Origin of the sequence: Paenibacillus endophyticus (assembly GCF_014192395.1) — a bacterium.
Classification (GTDB): domain Bacteria; phylum Bacillota; class Bacilli; order Paenibacillales; family Paenibacillaceae; genus Pristimantibacillus; species Pristimantibacillus endophyticus.
The window spans coordinates 37457-54035 of the sequence record NZ_JACHXW010000009.1; the positions used below are offsets into that span (position 1 = coordinate 37457).

The following is a 16579-nucleotide window of genomic DNA, read 5'->3' on the forward strand; positions in this document are numbered from 1 at the left end:
ATGAAAATAAAGCTGATCCATATTATTGCGGTCTTGACCGCTTTATCCATGTTCCTGATGTATCGGGGCTCTCTGGACACCATGGACTATTTCTTCCAAGACCGCTTTATGCAGAAGGAAGGCGATATTGATACGCGCATCGCAATTATCGCAATCGATGACGAGAGCGTAACGGAGTATGGCAGCTGGCCGTGGAACCGGAATGTTCATGCGCAGCTTATTGAAACGCTCGATGCGGGTGACCCTGCGGTCATCGCGTTCGACGTCACGTTCCCAGCGCCTTCTGCAGATGACCCCTCGTCGGATGATGCGTTGATTAGCGCAACTAAGAATGCGGGCAATGTGGTCATGCCTGTGTACGGAACATTCGCTTCCTCTGCCAAAGAGGGGGATATCGAGGCGCTTGAAATGTCCGAGCCCTTCCCGGAGCTTAAGGCGGCTGCAGCAGCAGTCGGGCATATCAATACGATACCGGATCGAGACCACGTCGTACGCAATTCCTTATATAGCTTCATGGATGAAGGGGAGCGGGTAGAGAGCTTTTCCTGGGTTGTCTACCGTATGTTTATGGAACGGCTCGGAGAAACGGTGAATGCGGATATGCTTCCGCTGGACTCATTTGGCCAATTTCCTATTTCGTACACGGGCCGCCCCGGACAATACGAGGCCATTCCTTATTCAGCGGTACTGAACGGCGATGTTCCTGCTGAATATTTCAAGGATAGGATCGTGTTGATTGGCCCTTATGCAACGGGATTCAAGGATGATTATCTTACGCCGCTGCAGGTAAAAAGCCTCATGTATGGGGTGGAAATCCACGCCAATATTATTCAAGCGCTGCTGGATGAGGATCTGAAGCAGAAGCTGGAATGGAAGTGGAACGAGCTTGTTCTATTGCTTGCGGCAGCGCTAGCTTTCTTCCTGTTCCGGAAATGGAATATGGTTATTTCTTTCTCGGCGGTTGCTGTCATCATTGCGGTATTCGTGCTTGGGGGCCGATATTTATATGAAAAAGGCATTATTATTTCGGTCGGCTACGTCGTTCCGCTGCTTGTTGTTAGCTGCATAATCGTCGTTGGCTTTCATTATGTGGAAGAGCTGTTCGAGCGCCGCCGTGTGACCGATATATTCGGTAGGTATGTTGCGCCAGAGGTGGTAAACCAGATTCTGAAAAACGGCGAGGATGGCCTTAAGCTAGGCGGTACGCGCAGGGAGTTAACAGTGCTGTTTGTTGATATCCGCGGCTTCACACCGCTCTCGGAGAAGGCGGAGCCGGAGGAAATCGTAGAAATATTAAATGAGTACCTCGATCTTGCGGCTAACTGCATCTTTAAATTCGACGGCACGCTGGACAAGTTTATAGGGGACGCGGCCATGGCTATTTTCAATGCTCCGCTGCTTCTGGAGGACCATCCGATGCGTGCGGTAGAAGCGGCATGGGCCATGAAGGAAGGTTCGGCTGCGCTGGAGCGCAAGCTGATTGAACGATTCGGCTTTGGCGTGAAGTTTGGTCTTGGTATCCATACTGGACCGGCTGTCTTTGGCAATATCGGCTCGAAGAGCAGGATGGACTACACGGCGATAGGCGACACGGTGAATACGGCGGCGAGGCTGGAGAGCAACGCGAAGCCTGGCCAAATTATTGTGAGCGATGCCGTATACCAAAGGGTGAAGGGACGAATTCATGCGGCCCCGCTAGGCGAGATCAAGGTAAAGGGCAAGGAGCAGGGCATTACAATCTATGAGCTGGAGGGAATACAATGAGGACATTAAAGCTGCTGTTTATTTCGCTGCTAGTGCTGGCTATCGTTATGCCAACGACGGTCATGGCGAAGGACACGGACAAGGCAGGTAAGATTACTGCGACTGCGGGCAAAGCGGAAGTGAAAAAGGGCGGCGGCTCGAAAAAGTTTAATGCGTTCAAAGGCATGGCTTTAACGCAAGGCGATACGGTTATAACGGGCAGTGACGGCAAAATTACGCTGGATCTGGACAGCGACAAGCAGGTTACGATTGGTTCCGGCACGACGCTTGTGATCAGCGAGCTGGTCAAAAGCGCGAAGGCGCTGGGCGGTAAGACGAGCCTGAGCCTATTGAAGGGCAAAGTGCTTATTACGATCAAGAAAAAGCTGGATGGGGATTCGCGTTTCGAGATTGAGACGCCAACCGCTATCATGGGCGTAATGGGGACGCAATTTACAGTGCAATATGAAGAAGGCGAAAGCTACGTCGGTGTTTTTGAAGGAGCAGTGAAGACGAAGCACGGCGAACAGCTCGAGGAAGAGACGATCGTTAACCCGAACGAACAGCTGGGGCTGGATGCGAATGGCGGCGATAAAGAGAAGCTGGATTATCGTGATCTTCCTTTAGTTGGTCTGGAGCATTACCTTGCCCTGCTGGAGAAGGATGCGAAGGCAGATAAATCGCTAATCGAGCAGGTTAAACAGCTGATTGCGGTTAAAAAGCAAGAGGAAGCAGCTGCTGCCTTGAAGGAAAACGGAAGTAAACCAGGCGACACCAAAATCGTTTACGATGACGGTTCGAGCCAAATTGGCGGGGGAGGCAGCGTAGTGGTGCCGACACAGGCACCGACGGCAGCGCCAACGCCAACGCCAACACCGGCGCCAACGGCGACACCTACAGCAACGCCGATAGCGACAGAGCCGCCGACGCCTACAGAAGAGCCAGTACCTCCATTGCTGGATCTGGATGCACTATATAGAGGGGTTAAATCCTATATTTCTAATGACAAATCGTTCTATTTGCCTTTTACAACCTCGGTTGCTTACAACGGTCCTAACAGCTCGTTTCCTGAGGACGGCTCGAGGATTGTGAAGCTAGAAGTATTTGATGATGAAATGGAGCGTTTCGAAGAAAGAGCCATCGTCGATAAGGTTTCTGTTAGCTCGGTTTCTCCGAAGCAGCTGCACGTGCAGCTATCGGAGCCGATTGAATATGGATCAAAAATTAGATTTACAATTCTAGCTGGCCAACTGAAGAATGCAGAAACGAATGTTATTCAAGAAGATGATCTGGTTACGAGCCATAACGAATCTGGCCAGGATATCGAATTTATATTCGAACAGGAACCTTTTGAAAGGGAGTATAAGCATGAGGACGATTCGGATGACGGAGTAGGGCTGGTAGCTGTAGAGTTGTACACGCTCGGATATCAAATTCCTTACGATTCTGAAGTTGGAGCTGATATTCGAATAAATAAAGTGTGCCCGGAGACAGGGGAGTACCCGATTCCAGGGCGGTATTACGAACAAGGCTGCGGCTCTGAGTTTGAATATGAGCTAGAGCAATATGTGATGAACACTTTTATGGTTGGGCCAAACCGATTGGCCATTACTCTTAATATAACGAACTTCCAATTGCTAGACCCGGCAAGATATGAGGTCATTATTAATCTTCAAGATAATAGAGGCCAAGCGCATTATGTAACGCGAGTTATAAACATCGTCGCTAAGAAGCCTCCTGTACCGATTGAGTATATGGCGTACACGCCAGATAGCAGCACGTTGATTTTACCCTTTACGTCGAACATTGCATCAGCTGATGGTATGCCGATTAACCATTCCGACGTTAGCGTAATTGTAATGCCGGATTCGCAAGAGTTCCCTCCTGCGTTGATTGCGGGAAGCGAAGGGCCGATAGAGGGTTCTGCCATTGAGCTTGACATTGAGAGCGTGTTTGTTGACCCGAGCGATGCCACGCAGCTTATTGTGAAATTGGAGAATGAAATGGAATATGGCACAGTCCTATCCGTAACGATTGCTGCTGAATCTCTAATGAATGCCGAGACACTTGACGTGCAGAAGGAATTTCGGTCGGTTTCTATGACCCATAAAGCAGCATTGTTAACGCGAGAGGTCGAATTTGTCCATGAAGATCCGAATCAGTTGGATAAAGAAGTATTGATTAACACCTATGGGTTTGAAATAGGGCAGCCGGAACTGTATATGCTATCCGAAGAAAGCGAATTTGAGCCGCCTTATGAATTGAACGGCGTCTATGCGATATCGGGTGAAGGGGATATAAAAACACTGACATTATTGGCTGAATATTTTAGCGCATTAAATGTTCAACCGGGGTGGTATGAGCTTTCCATACCCATTATGGATAGCGAGTCGGGGCAGACCCGGTTGTACTTAGGAATTCATGTAAAGATACCTCTAGTATAACGATTGACAAAAGGAAGGGAGCAACAGGATGAAAACGAAATTTCGTATATTAGCAGCAGGGACGGCGCTTGCGACGGCATTGGTCCTGCTTAATGGAAGTGCATATGCGGCGACCGCTGCGGAGCCAGCCTTAATAACCGAGCAGACGAGCGCTGCGATGATCGTTCAAGCCATCGGGAAAATCAGCCAGCCTTGGGGGCTGGCCGAGGCAGAAGGCGGCGGATTGATCGTCGTGAGTGCAGGAAGCAACCAAATCAGCAAGTGGCAGGATAACAAGCTGACTGCGGTTACGACACAGACGGCAAGCGGGTATTTGGATGGAACGACGGTTAATGCTGCGTTTAACCATCCGTCATACTCCGCGGTGAACAGCAAAGGCTTAATCTATGTGAGTGATACAGATAACCATGTAGTACGCAGGGTGGCGAAGGAAAGGGTGTATACGGCTGCCGGTGACGGCAAGCCTGGCTATAAGGACGGCAAATTCGGTGATGCGCAGTTCAATGCCCCGGCTGGCCTTGCGATAGACACTAAGGATAATGTCTATGTAGCGGATACGCTCAACAATGTCATTCGTATGATCTCCCCTGAAGGCGTAACGACGACTTTCGCCGGAGCGGCTGGCGAAGCGGGCGGTTACAAGGATGGCGGCGCGGCTGAAGCCAAATTCAACGAGCCGATGGGCCTTGCTTTTGATGAGAAAGGCGGTTTGTACGTTGCGGACAGCGGCAATCATTTGATTCGTTATATTCGGGATGGCAAAGTAACAACGGTTGCCGGCAAACCGACAACGGTTGATGCAACCACAGGTTATATGGCAGGCGGCTACGTGAACGGCACGAGCGCTGATGCGCGTTTCGATCGTCCTAGAGGGCTCGCGTATGCGGATGGCGTGTTATACGTTGCGGACAGTCTTAATAACCGCATTCGGGCCGTACGGGCGGGGAAAGTTATTTCCATTGCTGGCCAAAGCGCGCCTGGCAACGTGGTTGGGAGCGCAGACGCTGCGCAATTCAATCAGCCTTCCTCGCTGCTTTATTCAGCAGGCAAGTTATACATTGCTGACACGCTGAACGACAGCGTGAAGCGGCTTGAAGTTGACGCGAAGACGCTTAAACCGATTCTCACCAAACAAGAGTTAGTGGAGGGTACTGAACTGCTCCCTGCTGGCAAGGATGTTCAGGTATGGCTGGAAGGCAAGCGGGTCGAGTTCGCGAACGCCCAAAAGCCGTTTAAGAAAGGCGATAAGACGTATTTGCCAGTTAGGGCGGTATTCGCGTCTTGGGGTGCGGAGGTCAAATGGAACGCGGCTGCGCAGGAAGTGCAGCTTGCAAAGCAATCGTGGAAGCTGACACTCAAGGTAAATGCCAAACGCACCGTTATATTGGAAAAAGGCGCATTGTATGTCGAGGCAGACTATTTGGCGGATGCTGCTACCTTCCTGCTAGCGCATGACTCGGAATTTAATGCTATCATTATGGCTAGTGGGCAATAAATCGCCTAACTCCCTTTAGCTGGAATGGAGGCAGTGCCATGACTTCAGGAAGCCATTCGCAAAATAATGTAGACCGATTCTCGGGCTTCGAAAATGATTATGATCAGCATCGGCCGAAAGCGCCGCAAGCCGTCATTGATATCTTGACGGGCTATCTCGGCCGTACACCTAGCTTGGTGGCCGATGTCGGCTGCGGGACGGGCTTGTCATCCTACGTGTGGCTGGGCCATGCCGATCGGATCATCGGCTTTGAGCCGAATGACGATATGAGAGGCAAAGCGATTTCGAGGCTGCCGGAGCAAGGCGGCGAAGCGTCCATATCGTTCGTCAAAGGTTATTCGGACAAGCTTTCTTTGGATGCGGAGAGCGTTGACGTGCTGACCTGCTCGCAATCCTTCCACTGGATGGAGCCGGTTAGCACGCTGCGGGAATTCGCCCGTGTGCTTAAGCCTGAGGGGATATTCGCAGCTTACGATTGTGACTGGCCGCCAACGCTGCACTGGGCAGTCGAAGCGGAATATAAAAAGCTTATTGACCGATCAGAGGAAATTATCAATAAGCATGTGCCGGAGAAGGATCGGGCGAGCAAGCGCGATAAGGAAAAACATTTGACGCATATCCACAACAGCGGCTTGTTCCGCTTCTCGAAGGAAATTGTCTTCCATAACTTGGAGACCTGCGACGCCAAGAGGTATGTTGGGCTAGTCGTTAGCCAAGGGGGCATTCAGACGGTGTTCAAGCTGGGCTCGACGGAGCTGGAAGAGCAGCTGCGGCAATTCCAAAGCAGTGTTGAGCACTATTTTGCAGGAAGAAGCTTGGACGTAAGGTTTAGCTACAGGATGCGCTTGGGCGTGAAGTAACGAGTCGGAATAAAAATGCTGTCCGAATGGGTGGAAAGACCCTTCAGGCAGCATTTTTTGACGTATAGGAAAAATATAGGTATGCTCATTCTTTCTCTATACGTTTCGTCGAAACGATGGCGTCTGATTGAAAAGACGCCGCGCAGCCAAAGGACGGCGACAGTCGCTTCGCCTTGTTGAGCAGCAATGACTGCCCATCGTATTTCCATGTATAATGGCAGGATGAACGGGAAGATAAGCATTCGCTGGATGAACAGCTTCCCGATATTCCGGATCCCGTCGAAGCGTCCAATGGGATGAAAAGCCGAGTACAGCTTGTGATGGATATGGCGCGTAATGAAAAGCTGTCCATGCTGGAGCTTGGCAGAAGAATGCTGGGGGCACGGGGGCATCTTCAATTCGTTGGGACGCCCGTTCAGCTGGCAGATATGATTCAGCATTGGTTCGAGGAATACGGCTGCGACGGATTTAATATTATGGCTCCTGTTTTACCGGGCGGACTTGATGATTTTGTGGATCAGGTTGTGCCGATTTTGCAAGAGCGCGGTTTGTTCTGAGAGGATTATACGGGCAATACGCTTCGTGAGCATCTCGGCTTGGAGCATCCGGCTGAAGGTCATTTCCGTCATGCACGCCTTGCCGTACAGGGGCATGCTTAACGATAATAGGGCCGCAATGCAAAAAGCAAGCTGTTAGTGCCTTAAGGGCACGAGCAGCTTGCTTTTTGCATTTCTAAAAAAGGGGGAGGGGGACTATGGCTTTGTGAATATTCCGCTTTTCAACATAAACAGTCTATCGTTAGTAGTGTCGTTCATGGCTAACCTCCGAGCTTCAGTGAGTGTTAACATCTTCATGACAGCGTGCTTATTGTTTAATAACCAGATAAACGGTGTAGCCGATCGCTGCCGCTATCAGCCCGACTGCTGCCGTATAAGATAAAAGTCGAAAGAAAACTTCCCACTTATCTTTTTGGATGCCTCGAATGTCCTGTTCCTCGTTCCCCTGCGTCTTTTGTGGCTCAAAATGATCCTGACGGGGCTTAATGATGGATCACCCGCTTTCCTTATTACTTTTCTGCATGCTGCTTATATATGACTAGAATGGTGCTCCGTTGGTAGGTATTGCCGGACGTAGCGGTCTTGATCATGGAGCCGTAACAAATATTAATGACTTGATCATCGTTTAGCTCCGCTAGAAACTCGTTGGCTCTCTTCTCGGCAAATACCGTATCCGTATCAATAAATTCTTTCACTTGAATCATGCTGACTTCTCTCCTCCTTCATTTCCAAATAGACAGATAGGCACCCCGCCAAAGTAGCGGAATGCCTGCTCACGTCCACCATAGCATTGGGGAATGAGGGTGTCAACCGGAATGAGGCGAATACTGTAGTGTATGGAATGGACGATATTGTCGCGAAAAGGATTTGGAGGCATATATGTATGTTACATATATGTTATATATTCAGTTGTTAGATATAATGTAAATCATATTTTGATAATAATTTTCCTAATATTTACTAAAATTACTTTATGGTATGGAAGGCTCGGAAATCTCTTCTCTTTCATCGGAAAGACAAGGGATAATAGGGAAATATATTCAGATACATTTATAAATAAAACGGTATATCAACAGTATTAATATAGTATTAGCGGAATAGGACGAATGACCTTTTTTTCTAAATTTAAGAAGATGATCTAGCAATTGTATCAACTAATATAGTGAGGAAATCGGTAAAATTAGAGGTAAAATGAAGGTAAAAGAAGATGTATGCGATTTTTTGGACTATTTTTAACTTGTTATAAAACATAACGTGAAATAGACTGATTGAGTAGAAAAGAGAGAAATATATAACATTGGAGGAGAATAACATGACACAAATTGTTAAGAGTGAGTTAGCTAAAAAAGTGCTCGTCCCATTGCTGGTGCTTTCGCTGTTAGCGGCGATGGTAGGCGTGCTGGCGAAAAGCAACTATGTCCGTGCTGAGGAAGCGCCGGGACTGCCAACCTTTGATATTCCGGCTCTTTCATCTGAACATCAAACATCAAGTTTGCCTAATGTTATTGTAGTAGCAACAGGGGGGACGCTTGCTGGTAAAGCGAGAGACGATGACAAAACCAATTTCCAAAACTATGCAGCGGGTACGTTCAAGATGGCTGATCTAGTTGCCCAGCTTCCGAAACATAAAACTGCAGATGTATCCACCTTCCAGTTCGGCAATAAAGGATCAGGCGGATACACGATCAAAGAGCTTTATGATCTATCGCTAGCGGTAGATGCGGCGCTCAAAATATACGATAGCGCTGTTGTAACGACAGGTACGGATACGATGGAAGAAATTGCGTACTTCCTGGACCTAACGGTACGCAGCGAGAAGCCAGTCGTTGTGACAGGTGCCATGAGACCGTGGGATGTTATCGGAACAGACGGACCTGCCAATCTATATCAAGCGATTAAAGTGGCAGGCAGCGACAAAACAAAATGGTTCGGCACCGTTGTCATGCTGAATGATGTGATTTATGCGGCGCGTGAAGTTACAAAAACGAATGCACACCGCAATGATACGTTTGATGCTCCGATGTTCGGTGCGCTTGGTTATGTAGATGATCCGGCGGTTCGCATTTACCGTGCTCCTGCAAGAGCGGCGAAAGCAGGCAAATCCACTTGGGCATCGCCGTTTGATCTAAGAACGATTTCGAAAGACAGCCTGCCTATCGTAGAGATCGTATACAGCTACCAAGAAGCTGGCGGCGGCGCGATTCGCGGACTTGTAGCAGATGGGGCAAAAGGTATCGTAACAGCAGGTACGGGTGCTGGCGGCATTTCTTCGCAGCTAAGCACAGCGCGTTCAGCGGCAATTAAAGATAAAGGTGTCGTGTTTGTATCGACGACGAGAACGGGTTCGGGTTCCATCTATGACAGCGGCAGCGGTAATGTAATTGGCGGGGACAATCTTAATGCGGCGCATGCCCGCATGATGCTGTTGCTATCACTTGCATTTACGAATGACGTGAGTACAATCAGAAATTGGTTTACGACTTTCGGTACGCAGGATGTGGAAATTTCCGTTGATGAGAATACGGTATTGAGCACTTCCGTGGAAGAGCCGATCGTAACGGAACCTACTCCGGAGGCTGTGCTTCCAACGGCTACTGCTTCTCCAACAACGGAGCCGACAACAGCACCAACAGCAGATTCCACAATTGATCCAACTACGGAGCCTGCAACAGAGCCAACGACTGAAACAGTACCGGTGACGCCATAAATTCGGAGAGGAGTACGGTTATGAACATAATAAACCATTCGAAAACAACGAAGAAAATTTTTGTTCCTCTCCTCATTGCGGCACTCCTCAGTACGCTGCTGATCGGCTATGCTGGCTCAGCTCGTGCGGAGGAAGCGCCGGTGCTCCCGACCTTCGACATTCCGGCTTTGTCTGCGGAGCATAAAGCTTCCGCGCTGCCCAATGTCATTGTTGTGGCGACAGGAGGCACGCTTGCCGGTCAGGTGAGAGACAAAGACCCTGCCAATTTTCAAAATTACGCTGCTGGCACTTATAAGATAGCGAATATGGTAGCAGAGCTTCCGAAACATAAAACTGCAGATGTGTCCACCTTCCAATTCGGCAACAAAGGATCGGGCGGGTACACGATGAAAGAGCTTTATGATCTGTCGCTAGCGGTAGATGCGGCGCTAGAAATATACGACAGCGCGGTTGTGACAACAGGCACGGATACGATGGAGGAAATCGCTTATTTCCTTGATCTGACCGTGCAGAGCGAGAAACCCGTTGTTGTAACGGGGGCGATGCGGCCTTGGGATGCCATCGGAACGGATGGGCCCGCTAACCTTTATCAAGCCATTAAGGTTGCAGGAAGCAATAAGACGAAATGGTATGGTACGGTTGTCATGCTGAATGATGTCATTCATGCGGCGCGTGAGGTAACCAAAAGCAACGCGCACCGGATGGATACGTTTGAAACGCCAATGTTCGGCGCGCTTGGCTATGTTGACGATCCGGCGGTACGCATTTACCGCATGAATGCTCGGGCGTTAAAAGCTGGGGAAGCGGATTGGAAATCGCCGTTTAATCTCAAAACGATTTCGAAGGATAGCTTGCCGAAGGTTGAAATTGTTTACAGTTATCAAGAGGCAGGCGGCGGAGCGATTCGCGCATTGGTTGAGGAAGGCGCAAAAGGCATCGTTACAGCGGGTACTGGCGCCGCGGGCATTTCGTCCAAGATGAGCACCGCGCGTGCTGCAGCCATTAAAGATCATGGCGTCACGTTCGTTTCGACAACGAGAACGGGTTCCGGTACGATAACGGGCGGCAGCAACGGCATTATTGCCGGGGATAACCTCAATCCGCAGCATGCACGCATCATGTTGATGTTGTCATTGGCCTTCTCGAATGATTTCAAAACCGTGAAGGGTTGGTTCGAGACGGTGGGCACGCAGGATATTACTGTGGATGTGGCTGCAACGCCTACAACTCCAGAAGAGAATAACGGCGGCTCTGGCGCCGTCTCCAATTCGGGCGAGGTTACGATCGGCGCTGGAAGCTCGGGTACGCTAGGCCTTGATGACAGCGTAACGGTAACTATACCTGCCGGAGCGACGAAGGAACAAATGAAGCTGTCCATCACGAAGTTGGCGGGCACTGGCGGAATTGTGGATTCAACGAGCCAACTGTTATCTCCGCTATTCGAAATAATGAAATCCATTCCGGACAATTTCATTATTCCAGCTACATTAACCTTTAAATTTGATAAGACGCTCATTAAGGAAGGCAAGAAGGCCTCCGTGTTCTACTACGATGAGACGAAGAAGCAGTGGATAGAAATGGGCGGAACGGTGAGTGGAAACATCATTACCGTGAAAACCGATCATTTCACGAAGTTTGCCGTATTCGCGGTAGATGAAATAGGAGCGAGCTTCACAGACGTATCCGGACACTGGGCAGAAGCGGCTATTCAAAAGGCTGTTGCTGCAGGTATCGTGAAAGGGTATGTGGATGGAACTTTTAAGCCGAACAATACCGTTACGCGTGCGGAGTTCTCCGTTATGCTAATGGGCGCATTGAAAGCGGAGGGCGTAGGCGAGACGCTTGCGTTTGCCGATCAAGCGAGCATTGCGGCTTGGGCCAAAGATGCGGTTGCACAAGCGGTTAAAGCGGGTATTATTAGCGGGTATCCGGACGATACATTCCGTCCGAGCGCTAATATATTGCGGATGGAGATGGTGTCGATGATTGCCAAGGGATCGAAGCTAACCCTAGACCCAGATGCAATTACAGGCTTTGCCGACAACAAGGAAATTCCTGCTTGGGCAATGAGCGCTGTGAAAGCCGTGAGCGACAAAGGCATCATACAAGGGCGGACTGGCAACGTATTCGCGCCAAAAGCTACCGCTTCGAGAGCGGATGCGATTACCGTTATTATGAATATGCTCGAAAGCCAATAGCGGATAAGCACTGCTAGCGAGAAGACGGCTCCTCAGGTCTGAATAGACCTTGTGGAGCTGTCTTTTTTGACGTATAGGAAAGGATATGGGTTTGCTCCTACTTTCTCTATGCGTTTCGCTGAAACGATGGCGTCTATTGAAAGGACGCCGTCAGGCGTTTCTTCTTAAAATATAGGAAAGTATATCATTTCACCATACTTTCTCTATATTTCTACGCGAAACGTAAGCTTAGCCGCCAGAGGACGGCTTCAGCCGTTTGCGCTTGCATGAACGAATAGGGGACATTACAATCCGGCTTGGCGCAGCAGCGCTGCAGTCTCGGCTGGATGTGAAATTGGAAAATGATGACCACGCTCTAATTGTATAACGGGCAGACGGCTGTATGCTTGGGGCAACTTGTAATAGCGATCCAGAATGCCCCAAGTGATGTGGATTGGGACGGTATTCCAGTTGGCTGGCTGGAGCTTGAAGGTATCGCTCTTGGTCAAAGCGGACAACGTATCAGCTAGCGTTGCCCGTACTCGCGGAGACTTGAGCTCATCTAATATATAGTTCGTATAGCCGACAGGGATTTGCTCATGAGACTCGAAGCAGCCCTGATTAATGAGTGAATGATTCAAAGCATGACGGGACAGCTTGGAGAGCATGAACCGGTTTATGCCGGGCAGCCGATATCGTGCGTAGGTTGGATGCAGCGCGGGCTGCAGCAAATGCATGGACTGAATGCGTTCCGGGATAGCCTCCATCACTTTCGCTGCCAGCAGGGCGCCGTAAGAATGTCCGACTAGCGTAATGGGCTGAGAATGCTCGGTAATCGCTGTTATAATCGATTGGACATGGCCCTCAATGACGCCCTCGGAATGGTGATGATAGGGGCTGCGTCCAAAGCCAGGCAAATCAGCGATCCAGATATGGCGCTCATGGAGCTCTAATGCGAGCGGCATGAAGCAATCTGCTCCGCTGAAGGTGCCGGGCAGCAGCAGTATCGGATTGCCGCTTCCCTTTTTCTCCAGCGTAGCGAGCGGACCGCGCTTTCCGCGCGAAAAGCCGGGATGGATAGATTCGTTATGCGATAGTCGATAATCGAGATCGGCTACGATATAGGGGAGAATGTCGGCATTTATTGAGGCGTGCAGCTTGTGTGCGAGCTGCATGCGCTTTGTCGCTTCTGTGGGAAAATCTGCATTCACAATGAAGCTAAGCGATTGCTGCGGGATGCCGAGCTTGCTTCCCAATGGGCCGCCCAACAGTCTTTTCAGTAGGGGCAGGGAGATCGAACCGATAGGCGCTCGTAGGCGAAGTTCCTTGTTCATTCCTTGAATCAGTTCGGTCATGTTAGGGCTGCTGCCTTGCTCGTCTAACAGGTAGTACGTTTCGTTGACGGGCTGCGGCTCGTCGACGAGGGCTGTAATAAATGCTGCGGCGTGGTCGACGTGGACGAGCGGGAGCCAACAGCTGCCGCCTCCGGGAACGGTCCCCATTAGCTTCCGCCGAGCGGCAGCGACGAGAATGCCGAGTCCGCCTGTTTGCTCGGTATTGCCGGTCGCGGAGTCTCCGATGACGACGCTGGGGTTGACAACGGAGAGTGGATAACCGTTCAGCTTGGCTTGTTCCCGAATATGAAGGTCAGCCCTTATTTTCATGCGTTCATAGGGGGATTCGTGCTCAAGCAGCTTTTGGATGGCAGCGGGATTATCCATATTCTGATCGGTAACGGGACTTTTGAAGCCGACGACATGTATGAAATGCCGCAGCTTTCCGTTTATGTAGGCATCTGAGGCAAGCTGGCTCAAAAAATCGGCTGCATCTAGAAATACCTGCTTGGCTTCCAGCTCGCCCAGCATAATATCCATCGAGCCTCCAGCATGAATAATAATGTCGGCTTGGCGTATGGTTTGATGGTCGGCCTTGGATATCCCTAGCCCAGGCTGTGTTAAATCTCCGACTATGGCAGTTACCAAGCGGAAGGCCTCTTTGTCCAACTGGTCATGGAGTGCGGATAGCCGCTGAGTCGAGCGCATTAAGGCGGAGATCTGATGACCGTTCGCTGCCAGTTGCTTAATGATTTGAGTGCCGACAAAGCCGGTCCCTCCGGTGATGAATATATGGGCCATGGCGTTTCAGCTCCTTTTCGATTATTTAGTACTAATCAGTACTAATTAGGTTAAAAAAATTACTTTAGCATGGAAGCTAAAGTATGAAGCGATTGCTGCATTATTTTTGATTCTGGCTGGGCATGCTGCAGGAAAAGTCCGCCTTCGATCGTAGATAGGATTAAAGCAGCCGTCTGCTGCGGCTGCAGACTATCGTTGAATTCTTTGGTCTCTTTGCCTTCTGCAAGCAGCTGCTCCAGAACGGCCAGCTGCTTCGTGAAGAATAAGCTGATTTGGCTGCGGACGGCTCCTGAATCAAGAGGCGTCTGTGTGTAGAGCGTTAAGAAAGGACAGCCCCCCAGACAATCGATGTCCTGCTCGATAAGCACCTGCATCAACCTCATAAGCCGTTCCATGACAGGCAGCTCCGTCTTGGATGCGATATGGGCGATGAGGGCTTCGTATCGGGACGTTAACCTTTCGATTATAGCGGAGAGCAGCTCTTCTTTGCTTTTGAAATAATAATAGATATTCGTTTTGGAAACTTTGCTCTCCGTGACGATATCATCCATGCTTGTGACGAGATAGCCTTTGCTTAGGAATAGGGTCGTTGCAGCTTGCAGCGCGATTTCGCGGTTAGCGTTTTTTGGTTTGGCATTCATGATTAGTACTATATAGTACTAATCATGAATGTGTCAATGGAGAAGATTGAACGGCTAATACAGGTTATGCCGCTCTTCCCACCAGCCGATCGAAATGACCGCGGGCGCAGGGTGGTTCATTGCGCTCGTTAGTGTGAATAAGATCGCCTTGCCGGGTCCGATAATCCAGTGTCCGGCTTTTTCGCTGGATATGCTTGAATAAGAGGGGATTACCCGAGTGGAAACAGGCGTTGCGGCAAGTGCAGTAGTGTCGAGGCCGCTACCGAATTGGATCTGCCCGAGCGGCAGCGGCGCGGGATGCAGGGTGAGGTTCGCCGATGCTACCTCATGCGATTGCATGCCATGTGAGGGCAGATTTGAACAGAAGCATATTTGTGAAACGAGCTTGTCATCCGATAAGTTGCTAAGGACATACAGGTCTAAGTATAGATGAACATCGGAATGCAGCGGGTTGACTAGCGCTCCCCAAGTGCGGTTGGCGTCAGTCGGATTCAATTGATCCGTTTCTCCTACGAAATATTTTCCTTGCAGCGAATGAGTGAGTGAATTCGCAACATGGACTACGCTGGCAGGCCCATAACCGTACATGATTCACCAATCCTTTGCGGCGGACTTATACTTCACCATATGACGAAATTTCGGTAACATGCCTCCACCCTGCTCAGGGGGTATGCGACACGGGCTTGGCCGCGGCGTGAAATGAAATGTTGAGGCATGGACTATAAAAAGGACGGCTTAAACGAAACGGGTACCTACAGCCTGAACACTTTAGTTAGTGTCTTGGCTATGGGTACCCGTTTAGAGTCGTTCGTTTTTATTCCGTTTTCTTTGGTTCCTCGAAAGTCATGCCGAGCATATCGACCGTCACCTTTTTCATGGAAATTGGCGATTCCGGCTTATCGTTTGCTCCGGTCGTTTGATTAACGATCTCATCAACCGCCTCCATGCCCTCTGTTACTTTGCCGAAGGCTGCATACTCGTTATCGAGCGAAGGCGCGTCTGCGACCATGATGAAAAATTGCGAGCCTCCGGTATCCGGATCCTGCGTGCGAGCCATGGACAGTATACCGCGCGTATGCTTTAGCTTGTTTTCGAAGCCGTTGCTGTTGAATTCGCCGGGTATGCTGTAGCCAGGGCCGCCCATTCCCGTTCCATCCGGATCGCCGCCCTGAATCATAAAGCCTGGGATAACGCGGTGGAATATAACGCCATCATAAAAGCTTTTATTAATAAGAGAAATAAAGTTGTTCACGGAATTCGGAGCAACCTCCGGGTAAAGCTCAAGCTTGATGATCTTGTCATTGCTAAGCTGGATCGTTACGACAGGGTGCTTGTCTGATCCAAGAAGCGCAGGGCCGTCTTCAGCAGGTGCTTCGGTAGGCGGGTTTGTGGCGGTAGCGGCATTCCCGCCGTCTGATCCCGTTGTCGTACCGTTATTCGTGCCTTTCGTTCCGCCGCAGCCTGCCGCTACTAGTACCAATGCGAGAGTAAGGAGCAGCATCATGCCAAAGCGTTTGTTTTTCAACAACATTTCCATATCCTCCTTAAATGTGCGAATGCCAGCTTCGAATCATGCTGATTGCGTACATTCGCTTTTTTTAAAAAAATATAAGAATACATTAGTGAGATGACTTAAATGGCTTCTTATATTGTGCTGCGAAACGGGCTTGTGCCATCCGATGACGGCTGCAGCCGTTTACGCTTGAAATATAGGAAAGTATACCAATTCGCCAACTTTCTCTATATTTCTACGCGAAACGTAAGCTTAGCCGCCAAAGGATGGCGACAGCCGTTTACGCTTGAAATATAGGAAAGTATAA

Annotated in this window: 12 protein-coding genes; 7 read left to right on the top strand and 5 right to left on the bottom strand. The window is 49.8% G+C overall.

What is annotated here, in order from left to right; all coding sequences use genetic code 11:
- From FHS16_RS16005 to FHS16_RS31775, 5 genes are all read left to right on the top strand, one after another.
- The gene (locus FHS16_RS16005) at positions 1-1764 is read left to right on the top strand and encodes a CHASE2 domain-containing protein (protein WP_183564351.1); all 1764 of its coding nucleotides are present in this window, start codon (positions 1-3) and stop codon (positions 1762-1764) included.
- Positions 1761-4187 carry a FecR family protein gene (locus FHS16_RS16010; RefSeq protein ID WP_183564354.1) on the top strand — a complete coding sequence of 809 codons (2427 nt, stop codon included), beginning with the start codon at positions 1761-1763 and terminating at the stop codon, positions 4185-4187. Before FHS16_RS16005 ends, FHS16_RS16010 begins: the two co-directional genes overlap by 4 nt.
- 28 nt (positions 4188-4215) lie before the next feature.
- Positions 4216-5682, top strand: coding sequence for an NHL domain-containing protein (locus tag FHS16_RS16015; protein ID WP_183564357.1), 1467 nt, complete (start codon positions 4216-4218; stop codon positions 5680-5682).
- A gap of 38 nt (positions 5683-5720) precedes the next feature.
- Positions 5721-6542: a class I SAM-dependent methyltransferase gene (locus FHS16_RS16020; RefSeq protein WP_183564361.1), complete on the top strand. Its 822-nt coding sequence runs from the start codon at positions 5721-5723 to the stop codon at positions 6540-6542.
- A 296-nt stretch (positions 6543-6838) separates the two neighbouring features.
- Positions 6839-7099, top strand: a complete 261-nt coding sequence (locus FHS16_RS31775) for an LLM class oxidoreductase (protein WP_246431782.1) — start codon at positions 6839-6841, stop codon at positions 7097-7099.
- 509 nt (positions 7100-7608) lie between these two features.
- Here FHS16_RS31775 and FHS16_RS16030 read toward each other — a convergent pair.
- The gene (locus FHS16_RS16030; RefSeq protein WP_183564364.1) at positions 7609-7803 is read right to left on the bottom strand and encodes a sporulation protein Cse60; all 195 of its coding nucleotides are present in this window, start codon (positions 7801-7803) and stop codon (positions 7609-7611) included.
- Between the two features lie 608 nt (positions 7804-8411).
- Between FHS16_RS16030 and FHS16_RS16035 the strand changes: the two genes are divergently transcribed.
- Together FHS16_RS16035 and FHS16_RS16040 are read left to right on the top strand one after the other, a co-directional pair.
- Positions 8412-9806, top strand: a complete 1395-nt coding sequence (locus tag FHS16_RS16035; RefSeq protein ID WP_183564366.1) for an asparaginase — start codon at positions 8412-8414, stop codon at positions 9804-9806.
- 20 nt (positions 9807-9826) lie between these two features.
- A complete protein-coding gene (locus FHS16_RS16040; protein WP_183564370.1) occupies positions 9827-12004 on the top strand; it encodes an asparaginase domain-containing protein in 2178 nt (725 codons plus the stop codon).
- Positions 12005-12288: 284 nt separating this feature from the next.
- On the opposite strand, the gene FHS16_RS16045 is transcribed toward FHS16_RS16040, so the two are convergent.
- The 4 genes from FHS16_RS16045 to FHS16_RS16060 all read right to left on the bottom strand — a co-directional run bounded on the left by FHS16_RS16045 (position 12289) and on the right by FHS16_RS16060 (position 16290).
- Positions 12289-14118, bottom strand: coding sequence for an alpha/beta fold hydrolase (locus FHS16_RS16045; protein WP_183564373.1), 1830 nt, complete (start codon positions 14116-14118; stop codon positions 12289-12291).
- A 59-nt stretch (positions 14119-14177) separates the two neighbouring features.
- Entirely contained in the window at positions 14178-14759 is a 582-nt protein-coding gene (locus FHS16_RS16050) for a TetR/AcrR family transcriptional regulator (RefSeq protein WP_183564376.1), read from the bottom strand.
- 54 nt (positions 14760-14813) lie between these two features.
- The gene (locus FHS16_RS16055) at positions 14814-15347 is read right to left on the bottom strand and encodes a DUF6143 family protein (RefSeq protein WP_183564379.1); all 534 of its coding nucleotides are present in this window, start codon (positions 15345-15347) and stop codon (positions 14814-14816) included.
- A gap of 226 nt (positions 15348-15573) precedes the next feature.
- The gene (locus FHS16_RS16060) at positions 15574-16290 is read right to left on the bottom strand and encodes a peptidylprolyl isomerase (RefSeq protein ID WP_183564382.1); all 717 of its coding nucleotides are present in this window, start codon (positions 16288-16290) and stop codon (positions 15574-15576) included.
- Positions 16291-16579: the final 289 nt, after the last annotated feature.

Bases quoted from the DNA above. Each gene is read 5' to 3' on its own strand.
- FHS16_RS16055 (WP_183564379.1), bottom strand. From the start codon at position 15,347: ATGTACGGTTATGGGCCTGCCAGCGTAGTCCATGTTGCGAATTCACTC.
- FHS16_RS16045 (WP_183564373.1), bottom strand. From the start codon at position 14,118: ATGGCCCATATATTCATCACCGGAGGGACCGGCTTTGTCGGCACTCAA.
- FHS16_RS16010 (WP_183564354.1), top strand. From the start codon at position 1,761: ATGAGGACATTAAAGCTGCTGTTTATTTCGCTGCTAGTGCTGGCTATC.
- FHS16_RS16040 (WP_183564370.1), top strand. From the start codon at position 9,827: ATGAACATAATAAACCATTCGAAAACAACGAAGAAAATTTTTGTTCCT.
- FHS16_RS16060 (WP_183564382.1), bottom strand. From the start codon at position 16,290: ATGTTGTTGAAAAACAAACGCTTTGGCATGATGCTGCTCCTTACTCTC.
- FHS16_RS16035 (WP_183564366.1), top strand. From the start codon at position 8,412: ATGACACAAATTGTTAAGAGTGAGTTAGCTAAAAAAGTGCTCGTCCCA.
- FHS16_RS16030 (WP_183564364.1), bottom strand. From the start codon at position 7,803: ATGATTCAAGTGAAAGAATTTATTGATACGGATACGGTATTTGCCGAG.
- FHS16_RS31775 (WP_246431782.1), top strand. From the start codon at position 6,839: ATGAAAAGCCGAGTACAGCTTGTGATGGATATGGCGCGTAATGAAAAG.
- FHS16_RS16015 (WP_183564357.1), top strand. From the start codon at position 4,216: ATGAAAACGAAATTTCGTATATTAGCAGCAGGGACGGCGCTTGCGACG.
- FHS16_RS16020 (WP_183564361.1), top strand. From the start codon at position 5,721: ATGACTTCAGGAAGCCATTCGCAAAATAATGTAGACCGATTCTCGGGC.
- FHS16_RS16050 (WP_183564376.1), bottom strand. From the start codon at position 14,759: ATGAATGCCAAACCAAAAAACGCTAACCGCGAAATCGCGCTGCAAGCT.
- FHS16_RS16005 (WP_183564351.1), top strand. From the start codon at position 1: ATGAAAATAAAGCTGATCCATATTATTGCGGTCTTGACCGCTTTATCC.